This window comes from Ancylomarina euxina, from assembly GCF_003863355.1.
Lineage (GTDB): Bacteria > Bacteroidota > Bacteroidia > Bacteroidales > Marinifilaceae > Ancylomarina > Ancylomarina euxinus.
Genome location: NZ_QQWG01000007.1, coordinates 94911 through 110828, shown reverse-complemented (window position 1 = coordinate 110828; position 15918 = coordinate 94911). Strand labels below are relative to the sequence as shown.

At 36.7% G+C, this 15918-nt stretch carries 11 protein-coding genes; 8 read left to right on the top strand and 3 right to left on the bottom strand.

The genetic code is table 11. The features are described 5' to 3' along the window. Positions 1 to 209 precede the first annotated feature (209 nt). On the bottom strand, positions 210 to 3146 hold the full coding sequence (locus DWB61_RS08865; protein ID WP_125030548.1) for an FAD-binding and (Fe-S)-binding domain-containing protein: 2937 nt from the start codon (positions 3144 to 3146) through the stop codon (positions 210 to 212). 252 nt (positions 3147 to 3398) lie between these two features. Here DWB61_RS08865 and pta point away from each other — a divergent pair, with 252 nt between their 5' ends. The 3 genes from pta (at position 3399) to DWB61_RS08850 (ending at position 6231) form a co-directional block, all read left to right on the top strand. Further along, entirely contained in the window at positions 3399 to 4400 is a 1002-nt protein-coding gene (pta, locus tag DWB61_RS08860) for a phosphate acetyltransferase (RefSeq protein WP_125030547.1), read from the top strand. 53 nt (positions 4401 to 4453) lie between these two features. Then, the gene (locus DWB61_RS08855) at positions 4454 to 5659 is read left to right on the top strand and encodes an acetate/propionate family kinase (protein WP_125030546.1); all 1206 of its coding nucleotides are present in this window, start codon (positions 4454 to 4456) and stop codon (positions 5657 to 5659) included. A gap of 119 nt (positions 5660 to 5778) precedes the next feature. Continuing rightward, positions 5779 to 6231, top strand: a complete 453-nt coding sequence (locus tag DWB61_RS08850) for a nuclear transport factor 2 family protein (RefSeq protein WP_125030545.1) — start codon at positions 5779 to 5781, stop codon at positions 6229 to 6231. Positions 6232 to 6294: 63 nt separating this feature from the next. Here DWB61_RS08850 and DWB61_RS08845 read toward each other — a convergent pair whose 3' ends face one another. Continuing rightward, positions 6295 to 7176 carry a lysophospholipid acyltransferase family protein gene (locus DWB61_RS08845; RefSeq protein ID WP_125030544.1) on the bottom strand — a complete coding sequence of 294 codons (882 nt, stop codon included), beginning with the start codon at positions 7174 to 7176 and terminating at the stop codon, positions 6295 to 6297. A gap of 188 nt (positions 7177 to 7364) precedes the next feature. Here DWB61_RS08845 and DWB61_RS17940 point away from each other — a divergent pair, with 188 nt between their 5' ends. Beyond that, entirely contained in the window at positions 7365 to 8186 is an 822-nt protein-coding gene (locus tag DWB61_RS17940) for an SEC-C metal-binding domain-containing protein (protein WP_269521816.1), read from the top strand. Positions 8187 to 8353: 167 nt separating this feature from the next. Here DWB61_RS17940 and DWB61_RS08835 read toward each other — a convergent pair whose 3' ends face one another. After that, positions 8354 to 9334, bottom strand: a complete 981-nt coding sequence (locus DWB61_RS08835) for a chorismate synthase (RefSeq protein ID WP_125030543.1) — start codon at positions 9332 to 9334, stop codon at positions 8354 to 8356. Between the two features lie 295 nt (positions 9335 to 9629). Here DWB61_RS08835 and DWB61_RS08830 point away from each other — a divergent pair, with 295 nt between their 5' ends. From DWB61_RS08830 to DWB61_RS08815, 4 genes are all read left to right on the top strand, one after another. Continuing rightward, a complete protein-coding gene (locus DWB61_RS08830; RefSeq protein ID WP_125030542.1) occupies positions 9630 to 10145 on the top strand; it encodes a PH domain-containing protein in 516 nt (171 codons plus the stop codon). Then, positions 10138 to 11631, top strand: a complete 1494-nt coding sequence (locus DWB61_RS08825) for a PH domain-containing protein (RefSeq protein ID WP_125030541.1) — start codon at positions 10138 to 10140, stop codon at positions 11629 to 11631. The genes DWB61_RS08830 and DWB61_RS08825 overlap by 8 nt, the downstream gene beginning before the upstream one ends. Before the next feature lie 179 nt (positions 11632 to 11810). Then, positions 11811 to 13937, top strand: coding sequence for a M3 family metallopeptidase (locus DWB61_RS08820; RefSeq protein WP_125030540.1), 2127 nt, complete (start codon positions 11811 to 11813; stop codon positions 13935 to 13937). A gap of 343 nt (positions 13938 to 14280) precedes the next feature. Continuing rightward, positions 14281 to 15897: a MutS-related protein gene (locus DWB61_RS08815; RefSeq protein ID WP_125030539.1), complete on the top strand. Its 1617-nt coding sequence runs from the start codon at positions 14281 to 14283 to the stop codon at positions 15895 to 15897. Positions 15898 to 15918 lie beyond the last annotated feature (21 nt).

Genomic DNA, 15918 nt, shown 5'->3' with positions numbered 1-15918 from the left:
ATCGTTTTAAAAGTTTCATATGTTAAAGAAACTTTTAACAAGCCAAAACTACAAGATAATTCCGATAAGCTGCACAGAAGAAATGATAAATAGCACGCTGATGAAGATATATTTATTTATAAATACCGACGAGTATCGGTATCTATCAAATCAATTCTTTTACCAATTAACAAATCCTCATATTACCAAATCAATACATTAACGTACTCTCAAACTAAGGCATCAAACAGAACTTCTACAGGATGTAGAGCTTCTCTTTGACTACCATCCTTTATTTGATGACGGCATGATGTGCCTGAGGCAGCTAAAAGGGTTGTTGGTTTAGCATCTCGAACAGCTGGTAAGAGTTTGAGTTCGGCTATTTGCATACTGATCTGATAGTGTTCAGCTTCGAAACCAAATGAACCCGCCATGCCACAACAACCCGAATCAATTTCGCTAGCCGAATAGTTCTTAGGGAATGAAAGAATTTCCTTTACAGGCAGGGTAGAGGCCAATGATTTTTGGTAGCAGTGTCCGTGGAAACGGACTTCTTTAGTTTCATTAGTAAACTGTTCTTTTTTTATTCGACCTGCTTGCATTTCTTGCCAAAGAAATTCCTCAATCATTAGGCAATTCTTTGAAAGTTCAACGGCGGATGTTTTCAAATCCTTATTTGCTAAATCTTTGTATTCATCTCTAAAAGTTAAAAGGGCTGAAGGTTCAATACCGACTAGAGGCGTTTTTTTGCCGACGATATCCTTTAAGAGTTTGATGTTTTTATTGGCAATTGACTGTGCTTGCTTTACCAAACCTTTAGAAAGATAGGTTCTACCGCTTTCCAGATGTTTGGGAATAATAACCTCGTAGCCCAACTTTTTCAGCAATTGAATCGCTTTTATCCCCGTATCTGTATCATTGAAATTAGTAAACTCATCAGCAAAGAAGTACACCTTTTTCCCTTTATCCTTTATCCTTTTTCCTTTCTTTTTATACCATTTTCTCAATGTCGTCTGATGTAGTTTGGGAATGCTTCTTTCTTCGGCAAAGCCCAATTGCTTTTTTATAAGACTTCCAAGTTTTGGGTGTTGATTGAAATAGTTATAAAGACCAGGTGCCAAGCTTCCCATCTGGTTAATCTTAGTAATGTTCGCAATTAGACGAGTTCTCAGTGGCACACCATTGGATTGGTAGTAGTGCTGTAAAAACTCAGCCTTCAGTTTGGCCATATCCACATTCGAGGGACATTCTGATTTGCAAGCCTTGCAGGAGAGGCACAAATCCAAGACTTCGTATAGTTCTTTGCTGTTAAATGGGTTTTTAGCTTCAGAATACGATAAGAATTCTCTTAATAGATTGGCTCTGGCACGAGTCGTATTCTTTTCATCCAGGCTAGCTTGATAACTCGGACACATAGCTTTACCCGTTAGGTGTGTATTTCTGCAGTCACCTGAACCGTTACAACGCTCTGTAGCTCGAATAATTCCACTATCAGCTGAAAAATCGAAGTAGGTTTTCAACTCTTTTGTTTCCTGATTGTTATGGTAACGCAAGTGGGTATTCATTTTGGGTGTATTCACAATCTTATTCGGATTGAAAATGTTATTGGGATCCCAAACAGCCTTTATTTCTTTGAAAAGATTATAGATGGTATCACCAACCATAAGAGGAATAAACTCACCACGAAGGCGACCATCACCGTGCTCACCACTAAGCGAGCCTTTGTATTTTTTAACAAGTTTGGCTGTTTCTAATGCAATGCTGTGAAATTTGTCTCTGTCAATATCTTTTTTCAGGTCAAGGATGGGTCTCAGATGAATTTCACCAGAACCAATATGGGCATGGAAAACACATGAAAGGTCGTGCTTTTCTAATAGACCTTTAAATTCTGCGATATAATCGGGTAAAACCTCTGGTAAGACGGATGTATCTTCGATTACAGAAACAGGTTTGGCATCGCCCTGAAGGTTTGAAAGAACACCCAAAGCCGATTTTCTAAGGTCCCAGACACGCTTAATGTTATCAGTGCCTGTTACAATAGGGTAGTGATAACCTAATTGATTTTGTTTGAACTCAGCCTCCATGGCTCTTGCAATTTCATTGATCTCATCTTGAGTTTCACGAGCAAATTCAATGATGAGTATGGCTCCAGGTTGATCCTTTATAAAGAATCGATTTTGAGCTTGCAGACTATTTCCTTCGGAAAGTTTCAAAATGGTATCATCCATTAACTCAACAGCACCTGGTTTGTATTTTAATGCAATTAAATTGCCTTGCATAGCATCTTCAAGCGAAGAATAGTGCGCGCAAATCAGGGCTTGTTCTTTGGGTGGAGTAGGCACCAAGCTGAGCTTAATCTCCGTTGTGAAAGCCAGAGTTCCTTCTGAACCAGCAAGGAGATTGCAAAAATTGAATATTTTGTATGGCGAATCAAATAGCGTTGTGTCCAGAAGTAAATCCAGAGCATAACCTGTATTTCGTCTGTGGTTTTTTGTGTCAGGGAATTCCTGACGAATAGCATTTTGTATCTCTGGCTTTTCCAGACTTTCACGTATATGTTGATAGATCTTTGTTTCCAGACTTGGTTTAAGTTGCTTGCTTCTGCATTTCTCATGAAACTCCGTATCGCTTAATGCCGAAAAACGAACTTGAGAGCCATCGCTCAGTAGGGTTTTAACTTCCAGAGTATGGTCACGTGTACTTCCATATATTAAGGAGTGAGATCCGCAAGAGTTATTGCCAAGCATGCCACCCATCATACACCGGGAAGCAGTGGAGGTTTCTGGGCCAAAAAATAAATTGAATTCTTTTAAGTAAAGGTTAAGCTCGTCGAGAATAACGCCTGGTTGAACGCGAACCCACTTTTCTTCTATACTTAACTCAATAATTTTTGTGAAATGTCGAGAAATATCAACTACAATGCCATCTCCAACCACCTGACCAGCCAAAGACGTTCCGGCAGCTCTTGGAATTAGTGAAAGCTTCTCCCTGTTTGCAAATTGTATCAGTTTCTTGATATCGGAATCATTTTTAGGATAGGCTACAGCAAGTGGTAAAACTTTATAGGCAGAAGCATCGGTTGCATAGAATAAACGAGTACTCTGATCTCTATGAAATTCACCTTCGAAAGATTCTGAAAAGACTTGGAATTTATCTGATGTTTGCATGAATATATTTCAATTTTAAAGGATGCGAATGTTTTGATGGGGGTAGCTTTGTACGATAGCTGAATTAATATTTAACGATATAGATATTCTAGCTAAATCCCACACTAAGGTATTAAAATTTCTTCTTATCGAGAATCAATATTAATACAGATTAAAATGTGTTAAAATGGACGTATTAGAAATGCATTTTGCTCATTTATATCTAATTTCGCAATGTCGAGATTACAAAAACACATAAATTACTGACTCACAATGGATTTATTGCAAAAGATTAAGGAGAATGCAAAGCTGCATAACAAGAAAATTGTTCTTCCTGAAGGAACCGAGGAAAGAACATTGCAAGCTGCAGACATCCTTTTGAATGAAAAAATTGCACAGATTATTTTGATTGGAAACCCAGAAACAATCAAATCAGAAGCTGACAGATTGAATTTAGAGAATATCTCTAAAGCGATTATCATCGATCCTGAAAATCATGATAAGATGGAAGCTTATGCTGAGATTTTGTTTGAACTTCGTAAGAAGAAAGGGATGACTATGGAACAAGCGATGGGGCTTGTTAAAGATCCTCTGTATTTGGCTACCTTAATGATTAAAGCAGGTGATGCTGACGGTGAAGTTGCGGGAGCATTGAATTCTACAGGAGACGTGTTACGTCCAGCTTTTCAGATTGTGAAAACAATGCCTGGTTGTTCGGTTGTTTCAGGTGCTTTTATCTTGATCTTAAAAGATAAAACTTTTGGGGATAATGGTATGTTGGTTGTTGCTGACTGTGCTGTTCATCCAAATCCTACTGCAAGCGAATTAGCTGAAATAGCTGTAGCTACTGCTAGAACAACAAAAGCTATTGCTAATATGGAACCTCGTGTAGCTATGTTGAGTTTCTCTACTATGGGATCAGCAAAGCACGAAATGGTTGACAAGGTGGTTGAAGCAACTCGTTTAGCTAAAGAGATGGCTCCAGAATTCTTAATTGATGGTGAGATGCAGGCTGATGCTGCTATTGTTGAGGCAATTGGTGCTAGTAAGGCTCCAAATTCTGAAGTTGCAGGTAGAGCAAATGTATTAGTATTCCCTACTCTTGAGGTTGGAAATATTGCTTATAAGTTGGTACAACGTTTAGCTGGTGCTGAAGCTGTTGGTCCAGTATTACAAGGTATGGCTGCTCCAATCAACGACCTTTCTAGAGGTTGTTCAGTTAGTGATATCGTTAACTTGGTAGCTATTACTGCAAATCAAGCTGCAGGGATGTAATCTGAGAAATCAGAAAAAGAAACTTAATCAAAACAAATAATAAACAAATTCTAATGAACGTATTAGTTTTAAATTGCGGAAGTTCTTCATTGAAGTATCAAATTTTGAACATGGGCGAGGAAGCAACTCTTTTAGCTTCTGGTCTAGTTGAGCGTATCGGTCTTGAAAATGGTGTGTTAACTCACAAGCCTGAGGGAAAAGATAAGTTCAAAACTGTTCAAGATATTCCTAACCATTCTGTTGGTATTAACCTAGTGCTTGCTGCTTTAGTTGATGCTGATCATGGTGTAATCTCTGACATTAAGGAAATTAACGCTGCGGGTCATCGTGTGGCTCACGGTGGTGAATATTTCCAGGATTCTGCTTTTATTACTGAAGAAGCAAAAGCAAATATAAAAGCATGTTGCGAATTGGCTCCACTTCATAATCCTGCTAACCTAGAAGGTATCTTAGCTATTGAGAAGTTATTGCCAGGTTTGCCACAGGTTGCTGTATTTGACACTTCTTTCCACCAAACACTTCCAAAAGAAGCTTTCATGTATGGTTTACCATACGATTGCTATGAGACTTTGAAAGTTCGTAAATACGGTTTCCACGGAACATCTCACAAATTTGTAGCAAACAAAGCATGTGAAATCTTAGGATGGAATATCGAAGATAAGAAAATCGTTTCTTGTCACTTGGGTAATGGTGCTTCTGTTTGTGCTATCGACGGTGGTAAGTCTATCGAGACTTCAATGGGATTCACTCCAAACGAAGGTCTTTTAATGGGAACTCGTACTGGTAATCTTGACCTTGGTGCTTTATTATATATCGCTGAGAAGAAAGATTTATCTATCCAGGAAACTAATAACTTGATTAATAAGGAATCTGGATTAGCTGGTATTTCTGGTATCTCATCTGATATGAGAGACCTTGAAGATGCTGCTGCAGAAGGAAACGAGAGAGCTCAATTGGCTTTGGATATGTTCGCATACCGTGTGAAGCGTTTTGTAGGTTCTTATACAGCTTCAATGGGTGGTGTTGATTTAGTTCTTTTCACTGGTGGTATTGGTGAGAACGATGCTGTTTCTCGTGAGAAGATTGCTGGTAATTTCGGTTACTTCGGATTAGATTTCGATTTCGAAAAGAATAAAGGTCTTCGTGGAAAAGATGCGATCATTTCTACTGAAGATTCAAAAGTGAAGTGTATGATTGTAACAACTAATGAAGAATTAGTTATTGCTAAGGATACTCAACGAATTGTTACTGCGCTTTAATAAAGCTCAAATATATATTTAGGAAAGACTATCTCGAAAGAGGTAGTCTTTTTTTTTCTCTGATGGATTTTATTTAACAATGTTGTATATTAGATCTTTATTACGCTAAAAACTGATCAATGAAAAAAATTACAACACTATTCGTAATGCTTCTAGTTATCAATATGGCATTCGCTCAAGATATAGAAGTCGAAAAACAAGCTATCAAAAATGTGATACAAACCTCTTATGTAGAAGGTTTACAAAATGAAGGTAATCTTGCTAAAATTGATCAAGGCATTCATCCTGGTTTTGTTCTTTTGGGAATAGGTGAGGGCGATAAAATGTGGGAGCTCCCTATTGCTCAATGGAAGGAGAAGACTGAGATGAAATTGAAAGAAGGGAAGTTGCCAAGGAAAGAGAATCCAATCTCAATACAATTTTTGTCGATAGACATTACAGGAACTGCCGCTGTGGCAAAAATCGAATTTTATGTAGGTGAGAAGTTAACGTATATCGATTATATATCGCTTTATAAGTTTGAAGGAAATTGGAAGATGGTGAATAAGATCTTTTATAAGCTACCGGCTTAGTTCTATAAAAATGAATAATAAAAAGGCTATTAGAATTCAGTATTCTAATAGCCTTTCTGTTTTTTAATGAAGTATTTCGCTCGGATCTCTTTTGAGTTTCCAACGCTTATGTGTCCATAACCAGTAGGCAGGATCTCGCTTGATCTGTTTTTCAAGAAGCTGCGTGTGTTTCTTACTGATTTCACCATAAGCTGTTGAACGTGGATTTTCTTCTATGATTTCAAATTCAATCTCATAATAGCCACGCTTGGTTCTTGTCATATTCATAAATATAACGGCGTAGTCAAACTCAACGGCATATTTTTCAGTGCCAAACATGATGGCTGTATCTTGATTTAAAAACTTTGTCCAAAACAGATTTTTATTCGATTTTTTAGGACATTGATCGCAACCAAAACCAACAATCAAATTCCGATTAGCATTATTCTGAAAATAGTTTTTCCCTTCTTGCTTAGGAATCAATTCTATACCAAATTTTGATCTGGATTCTAAGAATTTTTTGTTGAAAAACTTGTTGCTTAGTGGTTTGTAAAGGGCTGCAGCTTGATGCTTGAGAGTCAGGTTTAAGCAGGCTGCTGCCATTTCCCAGTTATTATAATGACCAGAGGCCATAACAATACTTTTATTTTTTTTATAAAACTCATCCAGAATCTCTGGATTTAGAATCTTGCAGCGCTCTAGAGCTTGCTTTTCGCTAATGCTAAAACATTTAAGACTCTCAACTATAAAATCGCAGAAGAAGTGATAAAAAGTCTTAGTGATTTGCTTTATTTCTGCCTCGCTTTTTTCTGGGAAAGAAGCGTTTATATTCGATAATACGATGGGCTTTCTATAGGATAATAAATAATAACAGACTAAAAATAAGAGATCCGATATTAGATACAAGATTCCAAGAGGAAGTAGTGAAAGCGGTTTTATTATTAGGTAATATAAAATTCTTGTCATTTTTTCTTTTTGTGTTAGGGGAGCGTAAATATAAAGAAGCAAACTCAAAAACGAAAGAAATTAATCATAGAACCATTAGAAATAGTAGGCTTTGACCTTAAAAAAGAGAGATGATTATTTCCTTTATTCAAAGGTTTAATGATCTATTTTAGCTTCAAAAAATATATCTTTGTGGCAAATATCAAATTATGATTAGATCTACCGAACAAGCTTATAATACAATCGATACCAAGGCGCAAGGCATACCTTATGAGGCTATCGATCATCTTAGAAATTTAGATTCGACTGAAGGACTTATAAAGAAATTGAAATATGCTTTTGAGAATGCCTATAATGGAAAAGTATATTATTCTGATGAATTGAGGATTATGCTACCCGCACCACTTTGGTACGCTGTTGTGGCAGAAAAACACTTGCATCTGGATTATGCTGATGATTTATTGAACCTATTCAGTGTAGAAGAGGATTGGGATTTGATGAATGAGCAAGCTGTTTATTTGGTGGGAAAGATGGCGAAGCAGTATCCGACTGAGTTTGTGAATAAGGTGTTGGAATATATAGAGGGAAATATCGATAAGGAAAGCAAAACACCTTATATTTTTAGTTTCGAGGCTTTGTATTATGCAACTGATGAACAATTCGACCGCATATTCGCTATTCTGGATTTGGATAACTTTCAATGGTTGGATCATTATATCAGAATTCTTGGTGATATTCAACACGAAGGTACCCTGGAAAAGTTTAAGAGAATGTTACCTAAATTTGAAGGCAAACACACAGCCATAGAGTTACAGTTTTATATTGATGTAATGGAAGGACGAGTGACTGAATTCGAAAAAGGCCTTGCTTTTTGTGAAATGCGCGATGTGGAGTGGAAAAACCATTACCAACAAATGGAAGCTATCTTCTCTCAATCAGAAGCACCAATTCACAGTGATAAGAAAGTTGGACGAAATGATCCTTGTATATGTGGATCAGGCAAAAAATTCAAGCAGTGTTGCATGAACTAAATAAATTTTGATCTCAAATTTGAGATTTTAATAATATGATAAAAGAGGATATCAATTTAGTTTGATATCCTCTTTTTAATTCTTGACGCAGATTAAAATGATGATTTAGGATTTTAGTAGATAGATCATATAGAATCTTATTTTATCTGTGTCTAAAATTTTTATGCTTATCGTCTGGCTTTATCAAGCATTTTGAGATCCGCTAAAGCAATTGCAGTGACAGCTTCAACAATCACTGGTACTCGAAGGGCAATGCATGCATCGTGTCGTCCTTCAATTAAGAGATCTTCCATTTCAGAAGTTGAAATATTCATGGTTTTCTGACTCACACCAATTGATGAAGTTGGTTTGATGGCTACTCTAAATACAATCTCGTTTCCATTGGTAATGCCACCATTGATTCCGGCAGCATGATTGGTTTCAGTCTTTCCATCAGAAGAAAGAATGTTGTCGTTATGCTCCGATCCAGTCATTTTAGCCGCTTCGAAACCTGAACCGAACTCGATTCCTTTGGTAGCAGGAATCGCAAAAATTAAGTGTGAAATCATCGACTCAACAGAATCGAAGAATGGTTCTCCTAACCCGATAGGCAGGTTACTTGCCTTACACTCCACAATACCACCAATAGAGTCATGGTTTTTTATCGCTTTATCCAAAGCGGTATCGAAATTAGTTGAACCACCAATCTCAGTCAAGTTCGCTTCGATATTGACATCTCCAAGAATCTTTTTGGCAACCGTGCCTGCTACAACTAAACCTAGGGTGATACGTCCAGAGAAATGTCCACCTCCTGTGTAATCATTATTTCTACCAAACTTGTGTTGAGCCACGAAATCGGCGTGACCTGGACGAGGTGTATCAAGCAAATTGCTATAATCTTTCGATTGTGTATTCGTATTATGAAATAGAATAATGATAGGAGCACCTGTCGTTTTACCTTTAAAGGTTCCACTTAGAATGCTTGGTAAATCTTTTTCGATACGAGGTGTTGTGCCTTTAGCGCCTGACTTACGTCGACTCAAATCAGGTAATAAATCTTCTTCGGTGAGGGCAATGCCCGATGGACAGCCATCAATAGTTATACCGACACCTTTGCCGTGAGATTCTCCGAATATGCTGATTTTGAAAATTCTTCCAAATGTATTCATAGGGGTAATCGTTGTATAGTCTGGATGAGATCCAGTTGTGGTTAAAAAAAAATGGTAATAGTAGACACAAATATAGCAATTTTGCGTCTCGCAGGTGTTTATAATTTGGTCTTATTATCTCTTATGAAATATGTTATTTGAAATTAGCTTGACTTTATTCGATCATTTATTCTCTTTATTATGATCGGCTAATATGAGCTCCGTATTTAATGAAAAAAATAATACCTTTCGGATTCAAACAAGTCATCATAAATTGAGCTGATTTTGATTCGCTTATAAAATACTAGAGAAAATCATGCAAGAAGAGAATAATCAAATTTGGATCGCAGATCTACCTAAAAGTGAGACAATAGAATTCACGAATCTATTACCCAGATATAAACGTGTAATAAATATACAATGGGCAATTTTCTTTGCTTTATTAATTGTTTTACTTACGGTTGCATATTTTAAGTTTGACGATATTGATTTTATGTGGTTTGGTGCGGCTTTAATTGCATGGCTGCTTTTATCGTTGATAAAGTTTTCATTTATTCAACTTGGGTTTCCTAATAAGGGATACGCCATTCGACAAAGGGATTTACATTATAGAACGGGTTATTTAACGCATAAAGTCATTAGTGTTCCCTTTAACAGAATTCAACACGTAGAAATCAGACAAGGATTTATATCAAAAGCTTTGAATATTGCTGTTTTGAAGATTTATACGGCTGGGAATTCGGCACACGACTTATCTTTAAAAGGGATCTCACTGGAAATGGCAGAAGATATTAAACAAGTAATTACATCAAAGGTGACTCAAGATGCATAAACACTCATTTGACACTGAACAACGTCAATCGGTTATAGGGATGCTCTTTTTCTTGTTTATGAGTGTGCAGAAAGTCATTAGGATATTTTGGCCCTTACTCTTACTTTATGTGTTTAAGGGGAATGCATCGAAAATGATGGAACCTAAGTGGCTTATTGGTTTTTCGTTTCTGGTAATAGTCATAATCGCACATTCAATTTTGACTTGGTATAACTTCTACTTTTTAATTAAAGACAAGGAGTTTGTGCTACGTAAAGGTTATTTAAAACGTGTGGTTATTGCCATACCTTTTGAGAAAATTGTTTCGATAAATTTAAGACAAAACCTTATTCAGCAAGTATTAGGTGTAGTACAGTTAGAAGTTGATTCTGCTGGGTCTAAAAAGAAAGAAGTGTCTATTTATGCCATAAGCAGGGAAATTGCTGAAGCTTTGAAAGAGCAGCTCGCTAGCTATAAAGAGGACCGTTCTAATTCTGAAGAAACCCAAGCTAATGTTGAGAGTCTTGACGAAAAGAAAACCGTTCTTCAATTATCTTTTAAAGATTTATTACGTATCAGTATTGCAAAAAACCATTTAAGAGGCTTACTGATTATTTTAGCTTTCGGAAATAATATCTACTATCAGCTTAAAGATTTATTTGAGAGCGAAGTTAATCTTGCTGCTGATAAAACGGAAAGTTTCCTACAACATTCAAGTAGCTTAGCTATAGCAGGCTTGATTATCTTTGTTCTTCTTGTTAGCTTGATTATTTCAATGGCAGAGGTCTTTTTACGTTATTACGATTTCAATATGAAATCTTTTGGCAATGCTTTTAGTTTGCAATCTGGATTACTGAAACGTAAGAATATCACCATCCCTTTTTCTAAGATTCAAAGACTTAAACGTTCAATAAATCCGATACAGAAATGGTTGAGTATCTCTGATATACAATTGGTTCAGGCCAATAGTGTTGAGGTGAGTAAGGATAAAGATAAGGTTTCGATTCCGGGTTGTGATGATCAAAAATTTAATGAGCTTTGCAACAAGATCTATGAGGATCCTTTTGCCCAATCGACAATAGATTTAAAACCACATAAAATTTTTCTCTACCGTTATTTTAGATTCTCTTGTTTGCTTATGAGTATCCCGATTATAGCTTTGGGCTTTGAGTTTGATTGGGTGTGGTACCTAGAGATTCTTGTTCCATTTATAGCAGCAGGTATAGCCTATCAAATTTATCAGAGAAGAAGCTACCATATGAGTCATGATTTCCTTCAGGTACACTCAGGAATGATTGCTAAGGATTATAGTATTATTGAAGTTTATAAGATCCAGACGGTGCATCTAAAACGGACCTTTTTTCAGAGAAGAAATGGAACAGGGAGTCTTATTCTTGGAATGGCTGGTTCTGCTGTAAGAATTGACTATATCAATTATGACGAGGCTTTACTCATGAAAGATCAAATACTTTATAAAATTGAGAACTCAAATAAGAAGTGGATGTAGGATAGAATTACCAAAATGTATTTGTAGATGATTGAGACGTTAATCTCGTAAAAAATACGATCAGATCATTATGCTGTATAAACATGTTTAGTAATTGGGCTTTGCCATGGTTTAATATAGCCTTTTTAGTATTTTAGCCAACTAGAAAAGAACCATTACTAACATAAAACAAACACAAGGTGAAAAGAACATTTCTTTCATTATTTGCAGCGAGTGTTTTACTAAGCTCATGCAATTGCGACAAGTGTGAAAAAACTGAGGCTAACGGGAACCCGTTTTTCGCTGAGTACAACACACCATATCAAACAGCACCGTTTGATAAAATTAAATTTGAACACTACAAGCCAGCTTTCCTTGAGGGAATGAAGCAAGAGCAAGCTGAAGTTTTGGCTATTGCTAACAGCACTAAGGAGCCTACTTTTGCAAACACAATTGAAGCTTTCGAAAAAACAGGCGAATTATTGTCTAAGGTGAGCAATGTCTTTTATGCACAAAAAGGATTTAACAACAACGATTCCATTGCAAAACTGGCTAAGGAATTATCACCTTTAGAGACTAAGCATAGTGCTGATATTAGCCTTAACGAAAACCTATTCAAGAGAATTAAAACGGTTTACGATAAGAAAGATGATTTGAAGCTTTCTGTTGAGCAGAATACTTTGTTAGAGAAAATGTACGAAGGATTTGTACGTAGTGGTGCTAATCTTGATGCAGACAAGAAAGCAAAACTTCGTGAGATTGATGGTAAATTAGCTTTACTAACGATGGCATTTGGCGATAATGTATTGGCTGAAACTAATGGTTTCGAGTTGGTAATCGACAATAAAGAAGACCTTGCTGGTTTGCCTGAGTCTGTTATTGGTGCTGCTGCTGAAAAAGCAACTGCTGCTGGTAAAGAAGGCAAATGGATGTTTGGTTTAGATAAGCCATCTATGCTTCCTTTCTTACAATACTCTGACAAGCGTGACTTGAGAGAGAAATTGTATATGGGATACGTAAACCGTGGTAACAACAACAACGAGTTTGATAACAAGAAGAATGCTCAGGAGATTGCCAACCTAAGAATCGAGAGAGCTAAGTTGTTCGGATTTAAAAACCACGCGGCTTACGTTCTTGATAAGAACATGGCTAAGACTCCAGAGAAAGCTCTTGAGCTTTTGAACAAGCTTTGGGATGCTGCATTGCCAAACGCAAAGAAAGAAGCAGTTGAATTACAGAAAATGATTAACAAAGAAGGTGGCAAATTTAAGTTGGCTTCTTGGGACTGGTGGTACTATTCTGACAAAGTGAAGAAAGCCAAGTATGCTTTGGATGAAGAAGAATTACGTCCTTACTTTGAGATAAACAATGTACGTGATGGAGCTTTTGCTTTGGCTACAAAGCTTTGGGGTGTCAAGTTTGTTGAGCGTAAAGATATTGCTAAATTCCACGAAGAGTGTCAAACTTGGGAGCTACAGGAAGCTGATGGAACACATATCGGTATTTTCTACTTGGATTACCACCCTCGTGCTTCGAAGCGTGGTGGTGCTTGGATGGATTCATTCCGTAAGCAATCAGGCTTAGGTACTGACAAAGAGATTACGCCAATTATCATGAATATCTGTAACTTCACCAAGCCAGTAGGCGACGGACCAGCTTTGATTAGTCCTGATGAGGTTGAGACTTTATTCCACGAGTTTGGTCACGCACTTCACGGATTTTTCTCTAAGTGTCGTTACAATCAATTGTCAGGTACTTCAGTATCACGTGACTTTGTTGAATTACCATCTCAGGTGATGGAAAACTGGTGTTTCGAGCCAGAAATGTTAGCACTTTATGCGAAGCATTACAAAACAGGTGAGGTGATTCCTGCTGAGTTGGTTAAGAAGATTCAAGCTGCCGGTAAATTCAACCAAGGTTTTGGTACTGTTGAGTATCTTGCTGCTTCGTTGCTTGATATGAACTACCATACTTTAACTGAGCCATTAACTGAAGATGTAATGACTTTTGAGAAGAACTACCTTGAGGGAATGGGATTGATTCCAGAGATCTATTCAAGATACCGTTCTACTTATTTCAACCATATTTTTTCTAGTCCTGTAGGTTACTCTGCAGGTTACTATGCTTACATTTGGGCTGGTGTACTTGATTCTGATGCTTTCGAGGCTTTTAACGAGACATCTTTATTTGACCAGGCTACTGCAAAAGCATTCCGCGACAATGTATTGTCTAAAGGTGGAACAGAAGATCCAATGGTACTTTACAAGCGCTTTAGAGGTGCTGAGCCAAGTATCGAGCCTTTATTGAAGAAGAGAGGTTTGAAATAAGCCATCTTACAATATCTAATTGAAAAATCCGATTCACGCAAGTGGATCGGATTTTTTTGTCTTAGACTTTTGAAGGTGCCTAATATCCTAGTGTGGAAACAAATTGATTAACTTTTCTTCCTTCCTCATGTTTTCGGGACTTCTTTTGAAATAGAGTAGAAATATTTGTTATGTAGAGTCTTTCTATTTTGCTTGCATATTTAATTTTACATGTTTTATAAATACTGTTTACTTCCTGTAATTGTTAAATTTGATCATTAACAATAAGATATTTAGACATAAATCAGATGGGCAAGCCTCATATATCAGGCTATTACCTTAATCATAAAAGGGTTTAGTAAACATGATTTTTAAGCGAAAGAAAAAAGACATTGAAAGACTAAAAGTATCCTTTGGAAAAGAGAAAGATGAATCTTTCTGTTTTGAGATGATCTCGAAGTACTTTAAGAATAAGAATAATGCAAAATCCTTTCATGTTTTGTCTGATAAAACCTGCAACGATTTAGATTTTGAAGAACTATTCATGTTTGTCGATAGAACCTCTTCTAAAGTAGGGCAGCAGTATTTGTATCAGACTCTGCGCTGCATGCCATCAGATTCAATGACTACTGACTTAAACGAAAAATTGATTGGTGAGCTGACTGATGATATCGATTTTAGGGTGAAAACTCAGATGCTTCTTGAAAAGCTTCAAAAGGACAATGTTTATTACTTACCCTCCATATTTCAGGAAGAACACTTAAAAGCACCTAAATGGTTTTTTGCAGTTCCCCTCTTGTCTTTTACAAGTTTGCTAACTATTCTATTGCTTCCATTCAGACCCGAACTCTTTCTTCTTTTGACTCCTGTTTTTATTGTTAATCTCGGCATTCATTATTGGAATAAGAGAAACCTCTATCAGTACGTGGATTCTATCCCTCAACTGCTAAGCTTGAATCATATTGCAAATCAACTGCACAATGAGGATAGTTTTAAAGAAATAAATCCAGAATTGAATGATGCCATTCAAGTGATTAATCAGGTACGGAGTAGAATGTCTTTTTTTCAGCTCGAAGCAAAAATACAAGGCGACTTCGAAGCAGCATTTTGGGCAATTCTCGAACTATTAAAAACAACTTTCCTTCTGGAACCCTTATTGTTATTTGGTGTTTTAAAGCGCCTCAATACCAAGCGTGAGGAGATAGAAGAAGTCTTCTCTTTTGTTGGATATATTGATTCATTAATTTCGATTGCGTCCTTACGTCATGGCTTGGAGTCCTATTGTATCCCTACGATAAACAACAACGAAACTGACATATCGGGCACAGATATCTATCACCCTTTAATAGATGGCTGTGTGACCAACAGTATTGCGGTAAAAGATAAATCCATCTTATTGACGGGTTCAAATATGTCGGGGAAAACATCTTTTATCCGAACCATGGGGCTAAACTTGATAACGGGATTAACCATGAACACATGTTTTGCGAAATGTATGTGTATGCCAAGAGCTCGAATCTATTCAGCAATCCGTATTAGCGACGATTTAATGAATGATAAGAGTTATTATTTCGAGGAGGTTTTGACGATAAAGGAGATGATTGATTATAGTGAAAGTGTAACACCAAACCTATTTCTCCTTGACGAGATTTTTAAAGGCACTAATACGGTTGAGCGAATTTCAGCAGGGAAAGCCGTTCTTTCATCGCTTTCGAAAAATAAGAATATCGTATTTGTATCGACCCACGATATTGAGCTAACCGATATGCTTGAGGATGACTATGAACTGTATCATTTCAGCGAGATAATTACTAATAGACAGATTGACTTTGATTATAAACTAAAAGAAGGACGATTGAAGAATCGAAATGCCATCAGAATCCTTCAAATAAATAATTATCCAGATGAGGTGATCAACGAAGCCATAGCTTTATCCAAGCAGTTAGACGAAATTGCTGAGATGAATAGCGTGAATATCTAGATTAAAATAGTGAGATATTTC

Excerpts from the sequence above, each read along its gene's own strand:
- DWB61_RS08865 (WP_125030548.1), bottom strand. The coding sequence starts at position 3,146 with ATGCAAACATCAGATAAATTCCAAGTCTTTTCAGAATCTTTCGAAGGT.
- pta (WP_125030547.1), top strand. The coding sequence starts at position 3,399 with ATGGATTTATTGCAAAAGATTAAGGAGAATGCAAAGCTGCATAACAAG.
- DWB61_RS08855 (WP_125030546.1), top strand. The coding sequence starts at position 4,454 with ATGAACGTATTAGTTTTAAATTGCGGAAGTTCTTCATTGAAGTATCAA.
- DWB61_RS08850 (WP_125030545.1), top strand. The coding sequence starts at position 5,779 with ATGAAAAAAATTACAACACTATTCGTAATGCTTCTAGTTATCAATATG.
- DWB61_RS08845 (WP_125030544.1), bottom strand. The coding sequence starts at position 7,176 with ATGACAAGAATTTTATATTACCTAATAATAAAACCGCTTTCACTACTT.
- DWB61_RS17940 (WP_269521816.1), top strand. The coding sequence starts at position 7,365 with ATGATTAGATCTACCGAACAAGCTTATAATACAATCGATACCAAGGCG.
- DWB61_RS08835 (WP_125030543.1), bottom strand. The coding sequence starts at position 9,334 with ATGAATACATTTGGAAGAATTTTCAAAATCAGCATATTCGGAGAATCT.
- DWB61_RS08830 (WP_125030542.1), top strand. The coding sequence starts at position 9,630 with ATGCAAGAAGAGAATAATCAAATTTGGATCGCAGATCTACCTAAAAGT.
- DWB61_RS08825 (WP_125030541.1), top strand. The coding sequence starts at position 10,138 with ATGCATAAACACTCATTTGACACTGAACAACGTCAATCGGTTATAGGG.
- DWB61_RS08815 (WP_125030539.1), top strand. The coding sequence starts at position 14,281 with ATGATTTTTAAGCGAAAGAAAAAAGACATTGAAAGACTAAAAGTATCC.